A 19,959-nucleotide genomic window follows, 5' to 3' on the forward strand; every position below is an offset into this window, starting at 1 on the left:
GGCTGCTTCCCTTTTCGGAGCGCTTGACTTGTCAAAGCTAGTTGCGCACAAATTGGCGCCAATAAATGTGCATAACAAATCGCGGCGGCGGGAGGAACATGGATGTCGGGCATCGATCGTAGAAGCTTGATGGTGATGTCGGTCCTCGGCGCGACTGTAGGACTCCGGGGCACGGCGCAGGCTGCGCCGAACGGATATCCTGAGAATTATCAAAAGATCATCGAGGACGCCCAGAACGAGAGCAGCCTACTCATTTATTCGATCATGTCGCCCGAAAACTGGCGGCCCGTGATTGAAGGCTTCAACAAGCTCTACCCGAAGGTCAAGGTCGAGACGCTGGATCTGCCCGCGTCCCGCGAGAGCTTTGAACGTTATCTGGCCGAGCGGAGCACCAACAGCCGCACCTGCGACCTCATCGCAACGGCTGATCCGGGCGGATGGATCGACTTCCAGGAGCGCGGTGAAATCCTCGACTATGCGTCACCCGAGGCGCAGGCGTGGCCGGACTGGTCGAAGCCGTTTCCCGGCGTCTACACCGTTTCGTCCGATCCGATGGCGCTGATCTGGAACAACACGCTGGTGCCGGACGGCAAGCGCCCCAAGACGCTTGCGGAGTTCGTCGAGCTTGCGGTGACAAACGAGAAGGCCTGGCGCAACCGCATCACCAGCTACGGCGTGCATCAAACCACCTTCGGCTATGGCATCAGCTACGCGTTCGTGAAGAAGCACGGCGAGAAGGCCTGGGACTGGTTCGCTCAGCTTGCGAAGCTTTCGCCTCGGTTCGAGCGCTCCGGCGGGCCGATGACCGAAAAGGTGACCTCCGGCGAATACGCCACGGGCTGGTTTGTTTCGGCCATCACCTTCTGGCCCCGCCTGAATGATCCGGCGCGCGCTCGCATCCTCGGCTGGAGCTTCATCGGCGATGGTCAGCCGGTTGTGCTGCGTGGCGTCGCCATTCCGAAGGGGTCGAAAAACGTCAACGCCGCCAAGTTGATGCTCGACTACATCATCTCGGAGGACGGTCAGCGCGCATTCGGACGGGGTGGCCTGACGCCGGCGCGACCAGGTGTGCAGCCGGGCGACGGCATCCGCCATACATACTCGTCAATCGTGCAAGCCGTCGGCGAGCAGAACATTTGCTACATCGGCTACGATCGGGACGCCCTGCGGGACTACGACAGCTTCCTGGCGCGCTGGAAAAAGACTTTCAATGTCGCTTGACGCAAGCAGCGCGCTAGCGCCGACGGCTACGGACGCACTGCCGAAGCCGCTGCCCGGCCGCGATACGGTCATCCAGTACGGCATGGCGCTGCTGACAGTTGTTCTGATCGCAGCGCCTCTGCTTCCCGTTCTCTATCAATCTATGCTGGATCGCGCGCTCTACGATTCCGGCCAGCAGCTCACGCTGAGCAACTTCGGCCGCCTGCTTCGCACCGACGGCTTTGCACTCGTCATCTGGAACACGTTTGTTTTCGCCACCCTCACTACCGTGATTTCGCAGGCGCTTGGCACGCTGGCAGCGGTGCTGTTCGGCCGCACCGACATGCCGTTTGCGCGGCTGTTTGGCGAGCTGTTCCTGTGGCCGATCTATCTCTCGGCGCTGGTGCTGTCGTTCGGCTGGTACACGATTTACGGACCGGCCGGTTACTTGACGCTTCTTGTTCAGTCGATCTTCGACGGCGCGCCGTGGAATCTCTACTCGCTGCCGGGCATGGCGATGATCGCCGGCGTCTCGCAAGCGCCGGTCGCCTACATCTACTGCATGTCCTCGGCCTCGATTACCGATCCGACGCTGGAGGAAGCCGCGCGCGTGGCTGGCGCCGGCACCTTGAGGACCTTGTGGCGGATCACGCTGCCCCTGCTGATGCCGGCGATCGCCTATAGTGCGGTGCTGAACTTCACGGTGGGATTGGAACTGCTCGCGATTCCGCTGGTGTTCGGAGATCCCGCCGGCATCACTGTGCTGACTACGTTCCTCTACAACAACGGCGTGGCGTCGGCGCGCCCCGATCACGGGCTGGTGGCAACGGCAGCCGTGCTGATGCTTGCCGTTGTCTGCGTCTTGGTCTGGCTGCAAGGACGCCTGCTCGGCAGCACCCGGCGTTTTGTCACACTCGGTGGCAAGGCCACGCGACCGCGCCCTTTCCGCCTGAGCAGTCTGCGCTGGCCGCTTTGCATCGTCTCGGCGATCTACATCACGGCAACAGTTGTGATGCCGATCGGCGCGCTGCTGCTGCGCGCCTTCACCAGCCTGCTGTCGCCGATGGTGCCGATCACCGAGGTGCTGACTCTCGGCAACTTCGCCAACATGCTCGAGTATCCGGTCTACCCGCGCTCGATCTGGAACTCGTTCATCGTCAGCACGCTCGGTGGCGTCATCGCCACCGCGATGGTCGCCCTGATCGCAATCATCGTTCTGCGCTCAGATTTCCGCTGGCGAGCGCCGCTGCACTACATCGCGTTGTTTCCTCGCGCGGTGCCGGGCGTCGTCGCGGGCATCGGGTTCTTCTATGCGTTTGCGCTTGTTCCGGGCCTGGGAGGACTTCGAAACACGATCTGGATTCTGATCGCCGCCTTCACGATGCACTTCATCCCCGTGGGGTTGGGGGCGGTTGCGCCGATGCTAATGCAGATGAGCCCGGATTTCGATCGCGCCGCGCGGACGCAGGGCGCGGACTGGTGGACGACGAGCCGGCGGATCGTTTTGCCTTTGCTGCGGCCGGCGCTCGTTGCTTGCTTCATCATCCTCTTCATTACGTTCTTCAAGGAGTACACAACCGCGATCTTCCTGTTCGCTCCCGGCAGCGAAGTGATCGGGACCACGCTGCTCCAGGCCTGGACGCAGGGCGAGGTCGGTCTGGTGTCCGCGCTGGCAACCGTACAGATCCTGGTCATCGGAGTCTGTGTCACGGCGGCGCGTGCTTTTCTCGGAGTGAAGCTCTATGGCTGAGTTGTTGATCGAGAACCTGCATAAGCGGTTCGGACCGGTCAAAGCGATCGACGACGTCAACATCCACGTTGCGGATGGTGAGTTCATCACGCTGCTGGGTCCGTCCGGGTGTGGCAAGTCAACGACGCTCGGCGCCATTGCCGGACTGGATCAGCCGACGAGCGGACGTATCCGCGTCGGCAACAAGACCTATTTCGACGGCGAAAAGGGCATCTTTCTGCCGCCAGAAGCCCGCCATTGCGGACTCGTGTTCCAGAGCTACGCATTGTGGCCGCACATGACGGTCTACGACAACGTCGTGTTTCCGCTCAAGCTGCGGAAAGTGTCGACCGCCGATTGCAAGCGCCGCGTCGAGGAGAGTCTCACTCTCGTCGAGATGGAGCGCTTTCAGGATCGCTATCCGCATCAACTCTCGGGCGGACAGCAGCAACGTGTCGCGCTCGCGCGAACACTGGTTTACCAACCCGAAATCCTCTTGCTCGACGAACCCTTGTCGAATCTCGACGCCAAGCTGCGCGACCGTGCCCGGGCCTGGCTCGCTGAACTGCGCACGCGTCTCGGCTTGACGACAATCTACGTGACGCACGACCAGGTCGAAGCACTGGCCTTGTCCGACCGCATCGTGGTCATGAATGGCGGCCGGATCAATCAGATCGGCTCGCCTCAGGAGATCTACACCCGGCCCGCAGACAGTTTCGTGGCCGACTTCATCGGAACGACAAATTTTCTGAACGGCGACGTCGTCGGGGCACCCGATGGCGATGGACAGACGCTGGTCAGTCTCGCCGACGGTCAGCGCGTCCTGATCAAGTCCGACAAACGTCCATCATTGGGCGACAAGGTCACGTTTGCCTATCGCCCCGAGCAGATGCGCCTGGCAGCGGCCCATGACCAGGCGATCGGAGGTTCGATCATCGAAGCGGACGTGGTCAGCCATTCCTACGTTGGCGGTCGTTGGCAGATCGGATTGAGCGTCGGCGGAAATCAGATCCGCATCGAAACCCAGGATGCAACGACTGACCGCCAGTTGCGCCTGTGGCTGCCTGTAACCGGCGGCATCCTGTTTACAGAACGGAACCATGGCAAATCCCACTGACGCCACCTCTCCCGAAGGCGGACTGCATCGGGCTGACTATACACCCGGTGTCCGCGGCCCACTGACAGGGCTCCGCGTCATCGATCTTTCGAGGCTGGTTGCGGGTAATCTGCTCACCCAACATCTCGCCGACTTCGGCGCCGACGTCATCAAGGTCGAGCCGCGCGAAGGCGATACCCTGCGCGGTTGGCGCACAAAGGGCGTCGAAACGAACTGGAAGATACATTCGCGCAACAAGCGCAGCATTTGCCTCGAATTTCGTCACGATGATGCGGTGCCGTTGATCCGCAAGCTCATTCCCGGCGCCGCGATGCTGATCGAGAGCTTCCGTCCAGGTACGCTCGAGCAGATGGGGCTTTCTCCCGAAGAACTGCTGCGGCTCGAGCCCAAGCTCGTGATCGTTCGAATATCGGGATGGGGGCAGACCGGCCCCTATCATCGCCGGCCCGGCTTCGGGACGCTGGTGGAAGGCTTTTCCGGCTTCGCCGAGATGAACGGATTCCCTGATCGCGAGCCGGTATTGCCACCGATGTATCTGGCCGACGCATTGTCCGGTCTCACCGGAGCGTTCGCAGCCATGGCCGCGTTACGGGAGGTCGAAATCAACGGTGGAAAAGGACAGGTAATCGATCTGCCGCTGCTCGACCCGATCGTCAACTCGCTGGGGCCCCAGGCGGCAAATTATCGTTTGACCGGCGTGGTCAAACCGCGCAGCGGGAGCCGCTCGAGCGGCTCGGTACCGCGCAATGTCTACCGTACACTCGATGGCGGTTGGGTTTGCCTGTCGGCTTCCACGCAAGGCATGGCCATGCGGGTGCTGCGTTCGATCGGCCGCCCCGAACTTTGCGATGATCCGCGGTTCAAGACCAACGAACAGAGGCTCGTCCATGTTGCCGAATTGGACAAGATTATCGGCGATTTCATTGCGACGCGGACGGTCGAAGACAACGTGGCCTTCTTCGAAGCGGCCGAGGTCACGATCGGTCCGGTCAACGATACCGTCCGATTGATGAACGACCGCCACGTGCAGGCCCGCGGACTGCTGGCCGATTATCCTGACGACGATATGGGAACGTTCCCGATGCACGCCGTCCCGGTGCGCCTGTCCGAGACGCCCGGAAGCATCCGGACGCCAGCGCCCCGCCTTGGTGAGCACAGCCGCACCATTCTGGCCGAATCCGGCCTTAGCCCTGAAGATATCGATGCCGCTCTCGCCTCGGGCGTCGTGAAGGAAACCAGAAAATGACAATTCAGCGAAAATTCCCCGTCTGGCGATCTGCGCTGTTCGTACCCGCAAACGTAGAGCGGTTCGTCGTCAAAGCCGTCGAGCGCGGCGCGGACGCACTGATCATCGATCTCGAGGATAGCGTGCCGCTTGCCGAAAAAGCGACCGCCCGCGCGCTGATACCGGGCATCGTTCAGCGCTTTCGCGACACCGGGAATTCGGACGTCATGGTGCGGATCAACCAGCCGCTCGAATTGGCGGTGCCCGATCTGGAGGCGGCCGTCATCCCGGGCGTGGACGCGATCAAGATCACCAAGGTCGAAGGCGCCGAGCATCTGCGCCTGCTCGACGAGATGGTGACAAGATTGGAGATCGATCGCGGATTGCCACCCGGCAAGATCTGGTTTGTTGGCCTGATCGAGGCGCCCGGCCCGCTCGCCAGAGCCCATGACATCGCACGATCGATCCCGCGGCTGGCGGGCATTTCATTGGGTGCCGAAGACTATGCGACCGCCATCGGCGCGAAACCGACGGAGGAGACCTTGTTGATGCCGAAGCAACAGGTGGTGCAAGCGGCGCGAGCCGCCGGCATCATGCCGCTCGGCACCATCGGCTCGGTGGCGGATTTCTCCGATCTGGACGGGTATACCAGGATCGTGAGGCGGTCGGCGGATTTTGGCTTTGTGGGCTCTGCCTGCATTCACCCATCACTGGTGCCGATCCTCAACGCGGGTTTCAGCCCATCACCACAGGATGTGGCTGACGCCGAACGCGTCGTTGCCCTCAACAAGCAAGCGGCTGCCGAGGGGCGCGCATCCTTCGCCATCGATGGCAAGATGATCGATATCCCTATCGTTCAGCGGGCAGAAGCGCTGCTCGAGCGCGCGCAAGCGATCGCCGCACGCGCGCATCGGCCTCGTTGATTGTGTCGGCCTCAGCGCATCAGGCGCGCGCGTCAGACGGTGCGCGCGGCCTGAGCAACTGCGCGCAGACGAGGCCCAGCACCACCATGATCATGGCGCTCGCGACCAGGGTCGACATCTTGCCGGCATGTTGCAGGCCAAGGCCGTAGGCGAGCGGGCCGACCGTCTGCCCCATGAAGAAGAAGAACGAGTGCAGCGAGAGCGCGGTCGCGCGCGCCTCCACCGAGAGCTCGCTGGCAAAGACCTGGAGGCAGCCATGGGCCATATAGAAGCCCCAGCCCATGACGATGAGATTGAGGGTCTGGACTTCCCAGCGCGGGCCGAAGGCGACGGCGACGAGTTGCGAGGCCACCAGCGTCATGCCGGCGATCATCATGCCCTTGACGCCGAGCCGCGGCAGCAGGCGCGACACCGTCAGCGTGTAGAACAGACCGCCGACCGCGAAGCCCGCGATGACGATGCCGGCGATGGATAGCGAGGTCTGCCCGAGATCGAACAGGAACGAGGCGATGTAGGGAAACAGGCCGAGCACGCAGCAGCCCTCGACGAACACGGCCGAGTAACACACATAGGCGTTCGGATTGGTGAAGATGGTGCGATAGCCGGCTTTCAGGGCCGACAGGCTCGTCTTCGGCGGATGCTTGATCTTCGCGCCGTGAAAGCCTGCGCCGACCGCGATCGAGGCGACGATCACCAGCGCGCCGAGCACCGCCAGCACGCCGCGCCAGCCGAGGAAGTCGCCGATCAGGCCCGAGGCTGAGGCGCCGAGTAGATTGCCGGTCATGGCGCCGGCCAGCGTGCGGCTGATTGCAACCTGACGCTTCTCCGGGCCGACAAGATCGCTGGTCAGGCTCAGCGCGATCGGAAACACGCCGCCTGAGCCGATGCCGGCAAGGATGCGAGTGGCGAACAGCAGCGAGAACGAGGTCGAGAGCGCGCCGAGGATGTTGGCGAGGCCGAGCAGCGCAAGGCAGCCGATCATCAGCCGCGTCTTGCCGAAAAGATCGGCGGCAGCACCGATCAGCGGCTGGATGATCGAGAAAGTGAAGGCAAAGACCGCCGAAAAGCCCGCAGCGGTGGCGATGCTGACGCTGAAATCCTCGGCGATGTGCGGCAGCACCGGATCGAGGGCGCGCGCCGACAGCGCCGCGGCGAAGCTCGCACCGGAAATGACATAGAGCGCGGCCGGCAAGCCGTGGTCGTACGGCCGCACTTCGCGTTGCGACATCAGCTCTGATTCTTTGCGAGCGCGTCGAATGCCATCAGCGTGCGGATCAGGCCTTCGAACTCCCGCAGCGGCACCATGTTGGGCCCGTCCGACGGCGCATGGTCGGGATCGGGATGAGTCTCGATGAATACGCCGGCGACGCCGACGGCCACCGCTGCGCGCGCCAGCACAGGCACGAACTCGCGTTCGCCGCCCGATGAGGTCCCCTTCCCGCCCGGCTGCTGCACCGAATGGGTGGCATCGAAGATCACGGGCGCACCGGTGGTACGCGCCAGGATCGGCAGCGCGCGCATGTCGGACACGAGTGTGTTGTAGCCGAACGAAGCGCCGCGCTCGGTGACGAGCACGTTGGGATTGTTCGCGCTCGTGATCTTGGTCACGACATTGGCCATGTCCCACGGCGCCAGGAACTGGCCCTTCTTGACGTTGACGACCTTGCCGGTCGCAGCCGCGGCGAGGAGGAGATCGGTCTGCCGGCACAGGAAGGCCGGGATCTGCAAGATGTCCACCGCTTGCGCCACCTCGGAGCATTGCGCGGCCTCGTGCACGTCGGTCAGCACGGGCAGACCAACTGAGGAGCGGATCTCCGCGAAGATCGGCAACGACTGGGCGAGCCCGAGGCCGCGGGCCGCAGACGCGCTGGTGCGGTTGGCCTTGTCGAAGGAGGTCTTGTAGACGAGGCCGACTTTCAGCCGCGCGGCGATCTCCTTCAGCGCGGACGCCACCTCCAGCGCATGCTGGCGGCTTTCGAGCTGGCACGGCCCGGCAATGATCGAGATCGGCAGATCATTGCCGAATTTGACCGTGCCAATGGTGACGACCGGCGCTGCTGACGGTGAAGAGCTCAAGGCCAATTTCCCTCGTTTCGGCGCGACCATAGCGGCGATGAGGGTCGGATCAACCCTCTTCGGCCCCTAGCCGTTCGAATATCAGGGTTGCGCCCGGGCTGCGCGCGCCGGCAGGCCGGAGATCATTTCACCACCGAGAAGGCGGTCGGCGTCAGGAGCTGGCTGACGATGTTGGCGACGATCTGCCCGTCCGCTTCCGATTTCGCCCGCGCGTCGAGCCAGTCGGGATCGGTCATGAACGCGCCCCACTTCTTCTCACGCTCGGCAAGCGACTCCCAGGCCAGGAAATAGGTCAATTCTTGATTGGATTCGCCGATCATCGTGGTGAAGAAACCGGCCTGGCGGATGCCGTGCCTCTCCCACAGCTTCAGCGTGACCGTCTCGAATCGCTTGAGCAGTGCCGGCAGACGGCCGGGCACGCAGCGATACTGACGCATTTCGTAGATCATCCTGGTTCCTCCCTGATCAAGTCCGGCGGTTATAGCGGCCGGCCATGAAGCTGTCTTGAGCCCCGCCCGGCTCCCCCGGTGGCATTCCGCGCATGGCTGGCAGCCTTTCGCGGCCACCCGGTCGCAGCCGGTTCCCGCAATGCTGCCGCAATGATACGGCGGCTAGAACAGCTCGGTTGAGGTTGAGGTGCCGGATCATGCGGATTTTGCTCGTCGAGGATGAGGCGGAGATGGCCGGTGCGCTGGCCTCGGCGCTGACGCGCTATGACATGGTAGTGGACCACGCGCCGACGCTGGCCGAAGCGGAAGAGGCGATTTCCGCCGCCGTCCACGCCGCCGTCCTGCTCGACCGCCAGCTTCCCGATGGCGATGGCCTTACCCTGATCCCGAAGCTGAGGGCGCGCGCCGACGGCGTCCCGATCATCGTCCTGACCGCCCGCGGCGAGCTCGCCGACCGCGTCGCCGGGCTCGACAGCGGCGCGGACGACTATCTGGCCAAGCCTTTCGCGGTCGAGGAATTGCTGGCGCGCCTGCGCGCGGTGTTGCGGCGGCCCGCAGGCCTCACGCCCGACATCATCCGAGCGGGCCGCCTCGCCTTCGATGTCGGCCACCGCGAGGCCAGCATCGACGGCTGCCCGTTCGAGCTGCCGCGACGCGAGCTCCTGGTGCTCGAAGCCCTGGTCCGCCGCATGGGCCGGACCGTCCTGCGCTCGGCGCTGGAGGAAGCCGTCTACAATTTCGACGACGAGATCCAGTCCAACGCGCTGGACACTCATGTGTCGCGGCTGCGCCGCAAGCTTGCCGAGGCGGATGCGGGTGTCGAGATCCACGGCATCCGCGGCGTCGGCTATCTCCTGAAGAAACTGCCGTGAGCAAGCAGGCCGATCCATATTGCCTGCGCTCGCGGCTGAGCTGGCGCCTACTCTCGCTCCAGGCCGCACTGCTCCTTGCGCTGGTAGCCGTCATCATCCTGGCGCTGTGCGCATCGGGCTTCGTGCTCGCCGAGCGCGACGAAGATCGGGTGATCGACGTGGTGCAGCATGCGCTCGCACGCGATGCGCAGGGCGGCCTGATACTACGGTCGACGGCGGAGCTGAAGCAATTGCGCGCAGAGACGCCCGACCTCTGGTTCCTGGTCCGGGACCGACAGGGCCGTTCGCTCAGCGAAGGCTCCGTGCCGGCCGAGTTCGCCGCCATCGGCGGCGCGCTCGACCAGATCAGCCAGGCGCGGCTGGGATGGCAGCTTTTCGAGGACGATCCGCGCAAAGCGCCGGCACGGCTGAAGCGCGTCGACACGGATGCCGGCAACGTGCAGGTCATCACGGCGACGCAAGGCAGGCTCACAGGCGCCAAGGCCGTGTTCATGACCTCGCTCATGTTCCTCGGCATCGCCCTGCCCGGCCTGCTACTGATGGGAACGGCGACATTCATCGCGACCCCGATGATCGTGCAGCGCGCCTTCAAAGGGCTGGACATGACGGCGGACCAGGCGCGCCGGATCGACATCCATCAGCGCGGCGCGCGGCTGTCGGTGGACCGCATCCCGCTCGAGGTCGTGCCGCTCGTGACTGCGGTCAATGATGCGCTGGCGCGGCTCGATGAAGGCTATGCCCGCCACAAGCGGTTCGTCGCGGACGCCGCGCATGAGCTGCGCACGCCGATCGCAATCCTGAACACGCGGTTGGAGTCGCTTCCATCGGGACCGGAGAAAACCCGCCTGATCGAGGATGCCGCCCGGCTCGCAACGCTCGCCGAGCAACTGCTCGACATCCAGCGGCTCGACCGCTGCGGACATCCCTTCACACGCGTCGACCTCGTCGCTGTCGCTCAGGGCGTCGCGGCCGAGCTTGCGCCGCTGGCGATCGCTGCTGGCTACGAACTGGCCCTCGACGCGCCCGAGACGCGGATCGAGACGCTCGGCGATGCCGCAGCACTGGAGCGCGCGCTGACCAATCTCGTGCAAAATGCGATCCAGCACGGGCCTCGCCGCGGCACGATCGGCATCCGCGTCAGCAAGCCCGCATGCATCGAAGTCACCGACGAGGGCGCCGGCATTCCGCCCGATCAGCGCGAGATGATCTTCGAGCCCTTCTATCGGCTCACCCCGCTTGATCACGGCGCCGGCCTCGGCCTCAACATGGTTCGCGAGATCATGCTGCTGCATCGCGGCCACGTCTCGGTGCTGGACGGCGCTAATGGCGGCGCTCGCTTCAAAATTACGCTGCCACCGATTGGCGACAATTGATTTTAGTCCGCATTCCGCGCCCGCAATGCTGTCGCAATGCACTCCCGCGACATTGCAAGCGGCCTCACCTCTCATTGCGAGGCGCGAATCAAAACGCCGGAGTGCGCATGCCCAACGATCTTCTCTCGTTCTTTCTTGCCTGGATGTCGGCGCCGCGTCGGGTCGGCGCGATCGCCCCGTCAGGCGCGGCGCTTGCCGATCTCATCACGCGCGAGATCACCGCGGCGACCGGCCCGATCCTCGAGCTCGGCCCCGGCACCGGCGCCTTCACCTATAAGCTCTTGAAGCGCGGCGTCCGTCAGGAAGACCTCACGCTCATCGAATACGGCTCCGACTTCATGAAGCTCCTGCAAATGCGTTTTCCCGGCGCACGCGTCCTGTGGATGGATGCAGCACGGCTCACCGCGCACCGTCTCTATGACGGCGCCCCCGTCGGCGCCGTCGTCAGCGGCTTACCGCTGCTCAACATGTCGACGCGCAAAGTCGTCTCGATCATCGGCGGGGCATTCACCTACATCCGCCCAGGCGGCGCGTTCTACCAGTTCACGTATGGGATGAGCTGCCCGGTGCCACGACCCGTGCTCGACCGGCTGGGCTTACGGGCCAAGCTGGTGGATCGCGCGATGCTCAACGTGCCCCCTGCCGCCGTTTACAGGCTCACGCGGCGGCCGCAGATGAAGGTCATCACCGGATTGCTTGCGCCCGAATCCTCAGCGCCGGTCAAGCCGAATCGTCAGACCAGCCGCGACTGCACCACCGCCGCCTGAATGAACGACGCAAACAGCGGGTGCGGCTCGAAGGGCCGCGACTTCAGCTCGGGGTGGAATTGCACGCCGATGAACCAGGGATGGTCCTCGTACTCGACGATCTCCGGCAGCACGCCGTCCGGCGAGAGGCCCGAAAATTTCAGGCCGTGCTGCTCGAGGCGGTCCTTGTAGGCCGTGTTGACCTCGTAGCGGTGGCGGTGGCGCTCGGAAATCTCGGTCGCGCCGCCATAGACTTGGGAGACGCGGCTCCCACGGTTGAGCGCCGCGGGATACGCGCCAAGCCGCATCGTACCGCCGAGGTCGCCGGCCTGGGAGCGCTTCTCGAGCTCGTTGCCACGCAACCATTCCGTCATCAGGCCGACCAGCGGCTCCTTGGTCGGGCCGAACTCGGTGGAATTGGCCTCCTCGATGCCGACGAGATTTCGTGCGGCTTCGATCACCGCCATCTGCATGCCGAAGCAGATGCCGAAATACGGCACGTCGCGCTCGCGCGCGAACTGCGCCGCGCGGATCTTGCCCTCCGCGCCGCGCTGGCCGAAGCCGCCGGGCACCAGGATGCCGTTGACGTGCTCGAGGAACGGCGCGGGATCTTCCTTCTCGAAAATCTCACTCTCGATCCAGTCGAGATTGACCTTCACCTTGTTGGCGATGCCGCCGTGCGAGAGCGCCTCGATCAGCGACTTATAGGCATCCTTCATCCCGGTATATTTGCCGACGATCGCGATGGTGACGTTACCCTCGGGATTGCGGATGCGCTCGTTGATCTGCTGCCAGCTCTGCAGAGCCGGCGGAATCCGCGAGCCGATGCCGAAGGCGGCGAGCACCTCGTCGTCGAGGCCTGCGGCGTGATAGGCCTCGGGCACGGCATAGATGTTGTCGACGTCGCGCGCCTCGATCACGGCGCTTTCGCGTACGTTGCAGAACAGCCCGAGCTTGCGCCGCTCCTCCTTCGGTATCTCGCGATCGGTGCGGCAGAGCAGGATGTCCGGCTGGATGCCGATCGAGCGCAGCTCCTTCACCGAATGCTGCGTCGGCTTGGTCTTCAGTTCGCCGGCGCTCGGGATGTAGGGGAGCAGCGTGAGATGAATGTAGACGGCATGATCGCGCGGCAGCTCGTTCTTGAGCTGGCGGATCGCCTCGAAGAACGGCAGGCCCTCGATGTCGCCGACGGTGCCGCCGATCTCAACCAGCACGAAATCGTAGTCGTCATTGCCGTCGAGGACGAACTCCTTGATGGCATTGGTGACGTGCGGGACCACTTGGATCGTCGCGCCGAGATAATCGCCGCGCCGCTCCTTGGTGATGATGTCCTGATAGATCCGGCCTGTCGTGATGTTGTCGGCTTTTGTTGCGGGACGGCCGGTGAAGCGTTCGTAGTGACCGAGATCGAGATCGGTCTCCGCGCCGTCATCGGTCACGAACACTTCGCCGTGCTGATACGGCGACATCGTTCCGGGATCGAGGTTGAGATAGGGGTCGAGCTTGCGGAGGCGGACCTTGTACCCGCGGGACTGCAGGAGGGCACCGAGTGCCGCTGAAGCCAGACCCTTTCCGAGCGAAGAAACCACGCCGCCGGTGATGAATATGTACCGCGCCATGGGACTTAACCTTTAATCCCCCGAATTCGATTCGCCAAAGCGATTCGTCTTCCGCCCCAAAGATTCTGCGGGCCTGTGGGTGAGCCAAAACTAAGAGTGGTGACAGAGCCTTGATGGGGCTTGTTGATGCAGGACGGTAGCCGCCGCCCTGCATGGCCCCCCTGCTTTATTGCGACCGCGGAACCTGCGGCCCAGCAGGCGCTTGGTTCTGCTGCTGCTCGTCAGCCTTCTTCAACGAATCCAGGATGCCGCCCGAGGTCGGTGGCGCGACCGGCGCGCCTCCGGCCGGCTGCGTCTGCGACGCCGGCTGGCCGATGATCGACGACGGCTTGCGGTCGTAGCCTGCATACCAGGACAGGAACAGGCTGGTGAGGAAGAAGCCGGCGGCGAGGATCGCGGTCGTGCGCGACAAAAGGTTCGCGGTGCCGCGGCTCGACATGAAGCCCGCGCCTCCTCCCATGCCGAGGCCGCCGCCTTCCGACTTCTGAAGCAGGACGGCGCCGATCATCACGGCGACGATCATGAGGTGGATGACGATGACAACAGTGTGCATTGTACCCTTCCGTCACAAGCCGACAGCGCCGAGATCGGCGGCCCATCGCGCTTCGCGGGTTTTCCTGAAGTTGCGCGGTGTTACACGATCGGAACGGCCATTGCCACCCCCGATCGGGCAGTACTTTGACCCGCCGCGCTTCGCCTTTAGCTAGGGGCAGCCCTTGGCAATCGCAAGGAAATCGGCGGCCTTCAGGCTGGCGCCACCGATCAGCGCGCCGTTGACGTTGCTGACCGCCATCAGTTCGGCTGCGTTCGAGGGCTTGACCGAACCGCCATAGAGGATGCGCATCCTGGCGCCATCGGCCTTGAACCGGGAGGTCAGGAGTTCCCGGATAAAGCCATGAATCTGCTCGACATCCTTGGCCGTGGGGGTCAGGCCGGTGCCGATCGCCCAGACCGGCTCGTAGGCCACCACCAGATTGGCGGCAGTCGACCCATCCGGCAGCGAGCCGTTGAGCTGACCGCGCAGGATGTCCAGCGTCTGGCCGGCGTCGCGCTGGCCTTGGGTTTCGCCGATGCAGACAATCGCGATTACCCCGGCGCGCCAAGCCGCTTCCGCCTTCTGCTTCACGAGAAGGTCGCTCTCGCCATGGTCCGCGCGGCGCTCGGAATGGCCGACGATAATGGCAGTCGCCCCCGCATCAGCCAGCATTTCCGCGGCAATGTCGCCGGTATGGGCGCCGGAGGCCTTGGGATGGCAATCCTGCGCTCCCACGGCCACCGCCTTCCCGCGCGCCTTCTCCGCAAAAGCCGCGACCAGGGTCGCCGGCGGACAGACCAACAGGTCGGCCTTCGCGGTCACGTCTGCCGCACCGTTGAGCATGGCGTCGAATTCGGCAGTCGAGGCCTTTAGGCCATTCATTTTCCAGTTGCCGGCGATCAGAGGTCGGATGGCATCGGTCATGTCGGATTCCAGCGAAATTGGGTTTGCAATGCGCTAGCAGAGCGAGCGTCTCAGTTCCAGAGACCGCGATCCGTTAACACAGCTTAAGGCCGCGGCAGGTTGCGGGGGAAAAGCCGCCACTTTATGATGCCATATCAATTCGGTGACGCCCTTTCGCGGAATCTGCTTTAAGGCGCGCTCCGGTTCCCTTCCTGCCAAACAAGTTGGACCCAATGCTTCGAGGAATGCGCAAGGCCTCATCAAACTGGCTCGGCAAGACCATTATGGCCGTGGTGATGGGCGTGTTGATCATCAGTTTTGGCATTTGGGGCATCGCCGACATCTTCCGCGGCTTCGGGCAGTCTACGGTAGCCAAGGTGGGCAGCACCGAGATTTCGCTGAACGAATTCCGCCAGATCTACACCGATCGCCTGCAGCAGATCGGCCGCCAGTTCGGCCGTCCGTTGACCCCTGACCAGGCCCGCGCTTTCGGGCTCGACCGTCAGGTGCTGCAGCAGACGATTGCGGAGGCCGCGCTGGACGAAGAGGCGCGGCGGCTCGGGCTCGGCCAGTCCGACGAGCAGATCCGCCAGTTCATCATGAACGACCCGAACTTCAAGGGCGTCGGCGGCAATTTCGATGCCCAGCGCTTCCAGGCCGTGATCCGCAATTTCGGCTACACCGAGCAGCGCTACGTCGCCGAGCAGCGCAAGGTCTCGCAGCGCCGTCAGATCACCGGCACGATCGGCGCCGGGCTCGAGCCGCCGAAGGCGCTGATCGACGCTCTCACGCGTTTCCAGAATGAGCAGCGCACGATCGAATTCGTCAGGCTCGACGCCGCACAGGCCGGCACCATCGATGCGCCCTCGCCTGAGACGCTGGCGGCTTATTTCGAGGACCACAAGGTCCAGTTCCGCGCGCCCGAATACCGCAAGATCGCCTTTGTGGTGATCTCGCCGGAAGAAATCGGCAAGTGGAGCGAGGTCTCCGACGACGACGCGAAGAAGCTGTTCGAGCAACGCAAGGATCGCCTCGGCACGCCGGAGAAGCGGCAGATCCACCAGATCGTGTTTCCGAACGCCGCCGAAGCGCAGGCCGCGCGTGAGCGCCTGACTGGCGGGATGTCCTTCGAAGACCTCGCCAAGGAGCGCGGGCTGAGCGCCGCCGATGTCGATCTCGGGCTCGTGACCAAGTCGGCGCTCAATCCCACGGTTGCGGACGCCGCCTTCGCGCTGCCCGTGGGCGAGATCAGCCAGCCGATCCAGGGGCCCCTCGGCACCGCGATCGTCAAGGTCGACAAGATCGAGCCGGGCGTTGAGGCCAACTACGCCAGCGTCGCGGCCGACCTCAAGCGGGAGATCGCGACCGAGCGCGCACGCGTCAAGGTCGCGGACCTCCGCGACAAGATGGAGGATGAGCGCGGCGGCGGCGCCAGCGTGGTCGATGCGGCGCAGAAGCTCGGGCTCACCGCCGTGACCATCGACGCGGTCGACCGCTCCGGCCGTGCGCCGAACGGCCAGCCCGTCGCCAACATCCCGCAGGGCCTCGACGTGGTATCTCAGGCCTTCAACAGCGACGTCGGCGTCGACAACGATCCGATCTCGTTCCAGGGCGGCTACGTCTGGTACGACGTGCTCGCCGTCACGCCCTCGCGCGACCGCAATCTCGACGAGGTCCGCGACCAGGTCGAGGCGCGCTGGCGCCAGGACCAGATCGCCACCAAGCTGAAGGCCAAGGCGACCGAGATGGTGAAAAAACTCGAACAGGGCGGCAAGCTCGCCGACGAGGCCGGCGCGATCGGCGCCAAGGTCGAGACCGCAACGGGCTTCAAGCGCGACGACTCGCCGGCCGGCGTGCCCTCGGTCGTCGTCACCGCCGCCTTTCGCACCGCCAAGGATGGCGTTGCACAAGCGCCTGTGAGTGGCGGCAGCGACGTGATCGTCTTCCGCGTGACCGACATCGTCGACCCGAAGGTCGACTTCGCCTCCGACGCCGTGAAGAAGCTGAAGGAGACGATCGACCGCGCGCTGACCGAGGAGCAGGTCGCCTCCTACGTCAACAAGCTTGAAACCAACATCGGAACCAGCATCAATCAGGCCGCCTTCGCGCAGGTGACGGGCGCGAACCAGTAATCAGTGAAAGCACGCGATGGACGACCTGAAATCGATCATTGGAAAAGTGGCGACCGGCGCCAGCCTGTCGCGTGACGAGGCGGCTGCCGCCTTCGACGCCGTGATGTCCGGCGAGGCCACCCCCTCGCAGATGGGCGGCCTCCTGATGGCGCTGCGCGTGCGCGGCGAGACCGTGGACGAGATCACCGGCGCGGTCGCGGCGATGCGCTCCAAGATGCTCAAGGTCACGGCGCCCGGCGACGCCGTCGACATCGTCGGCACGGGTGGCGACGGCTCGGGCTCGGTCAACGTCTCGACCTGCGCCTCCTTCATCGTCTCTGGCGCGGGCGTGCCGGTGGCCAAGCACGGCAACCGCGCGCTGTCGTCGCGCTCTGGGGCCGCCGACGTGCTCGCCTCGCTCGGTGTGAAGATCGACCTCAAACCCGACGAGGTCGGGCGCTGCGTACGCGAATGCGGCATCGGCTTTATGTTCGCCCCTGCCCATCATCCCGCCATGAAGAACGTCGGTCCGACCCGGGTCGAGCTCGCGACCCGCACGATCTTCAATCTGCTCGGACCGCTGTCCAATCCGGCCGGCGTGAAGCGGCAGATGGTCGGCGTGTTTTCGCGGCAATGGGTGCAGCCGCTGGCGCAGGTGCTGCGGAATCTCGGCTCCGAATCCGTCTGGGTCGTGCACGGCTCCGACGGCCTCGACGAGATCACCCTCACCGGCCCGACTTTCGTCTCCGCGCTCGAGAACGGCGAGATCAGGAATTTCGAGGTGACGCCGGAGGAAGCCGGCCTGTCACGCTGTGCGGCCGGCGCGCTGAGGGGCGGTGACGCCGATGCCAATGCGGCGGCGCTGCAAAGCGTGCTGGACGGCAAGCCGAGCCCCTACCGCGACGTCGCGCTGATAAATGCGGCGGCCGCACTGGTCGTGGCCGGACGCGCCAAGGACCTCAGGGAAGGCGTCGCGATCGGCGCCACGTCGCTCGACAGCGGCGCAGCGAACGCGCGGCTGAAACATCTGATCGCCGTCTCCAACGACTGAACCTGGCATGTCGGACATCCTGACCAAGATCGAGGCGTACAAGCGCGAGGAGATCACCGCTGCCAAGCGCGCGCAGCCGTTGTCGGCCCTCGAGGCGAAGGCCAAGGCGCAAACCGCGCCGCGCGGCTTTGTACGTGCGATCAAGGCCAAGCATGCCAATGGCGATTACGCGCTGATCGCCGAGGTCAAGAAGGCGTCGCCCTCGAAGGGACTGATCCGTGCCGATTTCGATCCGCCGCGGCTTGCCAAGGCCTACGAGGCGGGCGGCGCCGCATGTCTGTCGGTGCTGACGGATGCGCCCTCGTTCCAGGGACATCTCGACTTCATGGTGGCCGCACGCGCGGCGACGTCGCTGCCGGTACTGCGCAAGGATTTCATGTTCGACACCTATCAGGTGGCTGAGGCGCGCGCACACGGTGCCGACTGCATCCTGGTTATCATGGCGGCGCTCGACGATGCGGCCGCCTGGGATCTCGAGGACGCGGCGCTTGCCTATGGCATGGACGTGCTGATCGAGATCCACGACCGCGCCGAGCTCGACCGGGCGCTAAAACTTCGCTCGCCGATGATCGGCGTCAACAACCGCAACCTGCGCACCTTCGAGACGACGCTCGCGACCAGCGAGGCCCTGGCGCCGCTGATTCCGCAGGAGCGGCTGATGGTCGGCGAGAGCGGCATCTTCACGCCGGCCGACCTTACCCGGCTCGAGCGCGTCGGCATGTCGACCTTCCTAGTCGGCGAGAGCCTGATGCGGCAGGCGGATGTGACCGCCGCCACGCGTGCGCTGCTCACGCGCGGCGTTGATGCGGCGCGCACGACGGGCACGCGTTGAGATGGCGCCCGCCAAGACGGACACGAAGGCCAAGCCAGCCCTCACCCATATCGGCGCCTCGGGCGAGGCGCGGATGGTGGACGTCTCGGATAAGCCCGCGACCGAGCGGGTCGCGGTAGCAGAGGGGTGCGTCGTCATGAGCAAGGCGACGCTCGACCTGATCCGTTCCGGCAATGCCAAGAAGGGCGACGTGCTCGGCACCGCACGCATCGCCGGCATCATGGCGGCGAAGCGCACCTCGGAATTGATCCCGCTCTGCCATCCGCTGGCGTTGTCCAAGGTCACGGTCGACATCGAGCCCGATGCCAAACTACCGGGCTGCCTCGTTCGCGCCACCGTGAAGGTGACCGGCCCGACCGGTGTCGAGATGGAGGCGCTCACAGCGGTGTCGGTCGCCTGCCTCACCATCTACGACATGATCAAGGCGGTGGAGCGCGGCGTGCGCATCGAGCGCATCCATCTCATCGAGAAGATGGGCGGCAAGTCCGGCCACTACCGCGCCTGATCGCCCGATCTGGTCTATTTCGCCTCGCGCTGCCGCTCGCGATAGGCGCGCGTCTTCATCCGGTTGCCGCACAGCGTCGACATGCACCACCGCCGCGTCGATGGTTTCGACCGATCGAAGAATACCCGACGGCATTCCTCCGACGCGCACATCTTCAGCCGGTCAAGCGTTCCCACAAGCGTTGCGTCATGAAGCTCGATCGCAATTGCTGACAGGCCGGCCAGCGCATCCTCGCGCGCCGCCGATAATACTGCGCCGCGCCCGGCGCGAGCCTCGACCCGCAGCGGAAACGGCGCGAGCGCGTCATCGAGCGCGCCGAGAATGTCCCGGTTCCGGCGCCGCTCGGCCGGATCGCACTGCAGATAGGCGCGCAAGGCGGTGCGCAGCCGCAGCGCGGCCTCGAACATCGCCGGCGTAATGCGTCCGCCCTCAGTGCCGAGGCCGCGTTCCCGCATCCAGTCTGCGAGTTGCTTCGGCCCGGCGAGCCCGTCGCTCTGCGGATGCTCCACGCCGAAATGCGTGAAATGGCGGACATCGAGCGTGTTGGCGAAATCATAGACGTTCGCCAGCGCGTCGGGAACCTTGAACTTGCGCGACTCTTTCGACATCGGAACACCAGAAATTGGCACACCAGTAAAACATATTTACTGGTTGACGGCAACCAAACACCTGTATCTTAATTATACTGGTGTT

19 protein-coding genes are annotated in these 19,959 nt (G+C 64.6%); 12 read left to right on the plus strand and 7 right to left on the minus strand.

All coding sequences use genetic code 11. The annotated features are described in order from the left end of the window. Positions 1-102: 102 nt before the first annotated feature. Genes MTR72_RS17280 through MTR72_RS17300 form a run of 5 tightly spaced genes read left to right on the plus strand, consistent with a single transcriptional unit; the run spans position 103 to position 6,194 of the window. A complete protein-coding gene (locus MTR72_RS17280) occupies positions 103-1,221 on the plus strand; it encodes an ABC transporter substrate-binding protein (RefSeq protein WP_280970765.1) in 1,119 nt (372 codons plus the stop codon). Further along, positions 1,211-2,950 carry an ABC transporter permease gene (locus MTR72_RS17285; protein ID WP_280970764.1) on the plus strand — a complete coding sequence of 580 codons (1,740 nt, stop codon included), beginning with the start codon at positions 1,211-1,213 and terminating at the stop codon, positions 2,948-2,950. The genes MTR72_RS17280 and MTR72_RS17285 overlap by 11 nt, the downstream gene beginning before the upstream one ends. Next, positions 2,943-4,046 carry an ABC transporter ATP-binding protein gene (locus MTR72_RS17290; protein WP_341510740.1) on the plus strand — a complete coding sequence of 368 codons (1,104 nt, stop codon included), beginning with the start codon at positions 2,943-2,945 and terminating at the stop codon, positions 4,044-4,046. Before MTR72_RS17285 ends, MTR72_RS17290 begins: the two co-directional genes overlap by 8 nt. After that, entirely contained in the window at positions 4,030-5,292 is a 1,263-nt protein-coding gene (locus MTR72_RS17295; protein ID WP_280970762.1) for a CaiB/BaiF CoA transferase family protein, read from the plus strand. The genes MTR72_RS17290 and MTR72_RS17295 overlap by 17 nt, the downstream gene beginning before the upstream one ends. Then, positions 5,289-6,194, plus strand: coding sequence for an HpcH/HpaI aldolase/citrate lyase family protein (locus tag MTR72_RS17300; protein WP_280970761.1), 906 nt, complete (start codon positions 5,289-5,291; stop codon positions 6,192-6,194). Before MTR72_RS17295 ends, MTR72_RS17300 begins: the two co-directional genes overlap by 4 nt. A 19-nt stretch (positions 6,195-6,213) precedes the next feature. On the opposite strand, the gene MTR72_RS17305 is transcribed toward MTR72_RS17300, so the two are convergent. The 3 genes from MTR72_RS17305 to MTR72_RS17315 all read right to left on the minus strand — a co-directional run bounded on the left by MTR72_RS17305 (position 6,214) and on the right by MTR72_RS17315 (position 8,719). Continuing rightward, positions 6,214-7,422, minus strand: coding sequence for an MFS transporter (locus MTR72_RS17305; RefSeq protein WP_280970760.1), 1,209 nt, complete (start codon positions 7,420-7,422; stop codon positions 6,214-6,216). After that, positions 7,422-8,270 (minus strand): 3-deoxy-8-phosphooctulonate synthase, encoded by an 849-nt coding sequence (kdsA, locus tag MTR72_RS17310; RefSeq protein ID WP_280970759.1) that lies wholly within the window; start codon positions 8,268-8,270, stop codon positions 7,422-7,424. The genes MTR72_RS17305 and kdsA overlap by 1 nt, the downstream gene beginning before the upstream one ends. Before the next feature lie 122 nt (positions 8,271-8,392). Further along, the gene (locus tag MTR72_RS17315; RefSeq protein WP_280970758.1) at positions 8,393-8,719 is read right to left on the minus strand and encodes an NIPSNAP family protein; all 327 of its coding nucleotides are present in this window, start codon (positions 8,717-8,719) and stop codon (positions 8,393-8,395) included. 197 nt (positions 8,720-8,916) lie between these two features. Between MTR72_RS17315 and MTR72_RS17320 the strand changes: the two genes are divergently transcribed. The 3 genes from MTR72_RS17320 (at position 8,917) to MTR72_RS17330 (ending at position 11,731) form a co-directional block, all read left to right on the plus strand. Next, on the plus strand, positions 8,917-9,591 hold the full coding sequence (locus tag MTR72_RS17320; protein ID WP_280970757.1) for a response regulator: 675 nt from the start codon (positions 8,917-8,919) through the stop codon (positions 9,589-9,591). Beyond that, positions 9,588-10,964: a sensor histidine kinase gene (locus MTR72_RS17325; RefSeq protein ID WP_280970756.1), complete on the plus strand. Its 1,377-nt coding sequence runs from the start codon at positions 9,588-9,590 to the stop codon at positions 10,962-10,964. Before MTR72_RS17320 ends, MTR72_RS17325 begins: the two co-directional genes overlap by 4 nt. A gap of 107 nt (positions 10,965-11,071) precedes the next feature. Further along, a complete protein-coding gene (locus tag MTR72_RS17330) occupies positions 11,072-11,731 on the plus strand; it encodes a class I SAM-dependent methyltransferase (RefSeq protein WP_280970755.1) in 660 nt (219 codons plus the stop codon). Here MTR72_RS17330 and MTR72_RS17335 read toward each other — a convergent pair. The 3 genes from MTR72_RS17335 to tpiA all read right to left on the minus strand — a co-directional run bounded on the left by MTR72_RS17335 (position 11,698) and on the right by tpiA (position 14,788). Further along, the gene (locus tag MTR72_RS17335) at positions 11,698-13,329 is read right to left on the minus strand and encodes a CTP synthase (RefSeq protein ID WP_280970754.1); all 1,632 of its coding nucleotides are present in this window, start codon (positions 13,327-13,329) and stop codon (positions 11,698-11,700) included. The genes MTR72_RS17330 and MTR72_RS17335 overlap by 34 nt on opposite strands. Before the next feature lie 166 nt (positions 13,330-13,495). Beyond that, a complete protein-coding gene (gene secG / locus MTR72_RS17340) occupies positions 13,496-13,882 on the minus strand; it encodes a preprotein translocase subunit SecG (RefSeq protein WP_280970753.1) in 387 nt (128 codons plus the stop codon). A 150-nt stretch (positions 13,883-14,032) separates the two neighbouring features. Further along, positions 14,033-14,788 (minus strand): triose-phosphate isomerase, encoded by a 756-nt coding sequence (tpiA, locus tag MTR72_RS17345; RefSeq protein ID WP_280970752.1) that lies wholly within the window; start codon positions 14,786-14,788, stop codon positions 14,033-14,035. Between the two features lie 212 nt (positions 14,789-15,000). Between tpiA and MTR72_RS17350 the strand changes: the two genes are divergently transcribed. From MTR72_RS17350 to moaC, 4 genes are read left to right on the plus strand one after another with little or no spacing between them, the layout of a single operon-like run. After that, positions 15,001-16,899: a SurA N-terminal domain-containing protein gene (locus MTR72_RS17350; RefSeq protein WP_341510741.1), complete on the plus strand. Its 1,899-nt coding sequence runs from the start codon at positions 15,001-15,003 to the stop codon at positions 16,897-16,899. 16 nt (positions 16,900-16,915) lie between these two features. Further along, entirely contained in the window at positions 16,916-17,929 is a 1,014-nt protein-coding gene (gene trpD, locus MTR72_RS17355; RefSeq protein WP_280970750.1) for an anthranilate phosphoribosyltransferase, read from the plus strand. A 7-nt stretch (positions 17,930-17,936) separates the two neighbouring features. Beyond that, a complete protein-coding gene (trpC, locus tag MTR72_RS17360) occupies positions 17,937-18,761 on the plus strand; it encodes an indole-3-glycerol phosphate synthase TrpC (protein WP_280970749.1) in 825 nt (274 codons plus the stop codon). A gap of 1 nt (position 18,762) precedes the next feature. Then, on the plus strand, positions 18,763-19,266 hold the full coding sequence (gene moaC / locus MTR72_RS17365) for a cyclic pyranopterin monophosphate synthase MoaC (RefSeq protein WP_280970748.1): 504 nt from the start codon (positions 18,763-18,765) through the stop codon (positions 19,264-19,266). Between the two features lie 14 nt (positions 19,267-19,280). On the opposite strand, the gene MTR72_RS17370 is transcribed toward moaC, so the two are convergent. Further along, a complete protein-coding gene (locus tag MTR72_RS17370) occupies positions 19,281-19,874 on the minus strand; it encodes a CGNR zinc finger domain-containing protein (protein WP_280970747.1) in 594 nt (197 codons plus the stop codon). Between the last annotated feature and the right edge of the window lie 85 nt (positions 19,875-19,959).

This window comes from Bradyrhizobium sp. ISRA442 (assembly GCF_038085055.1).
GTDB lineage: Bacteria > Pseudomonadota > Alphaproteobacteria > Rhizobiales > Xanthobacteraceae > Bradyrhizobium.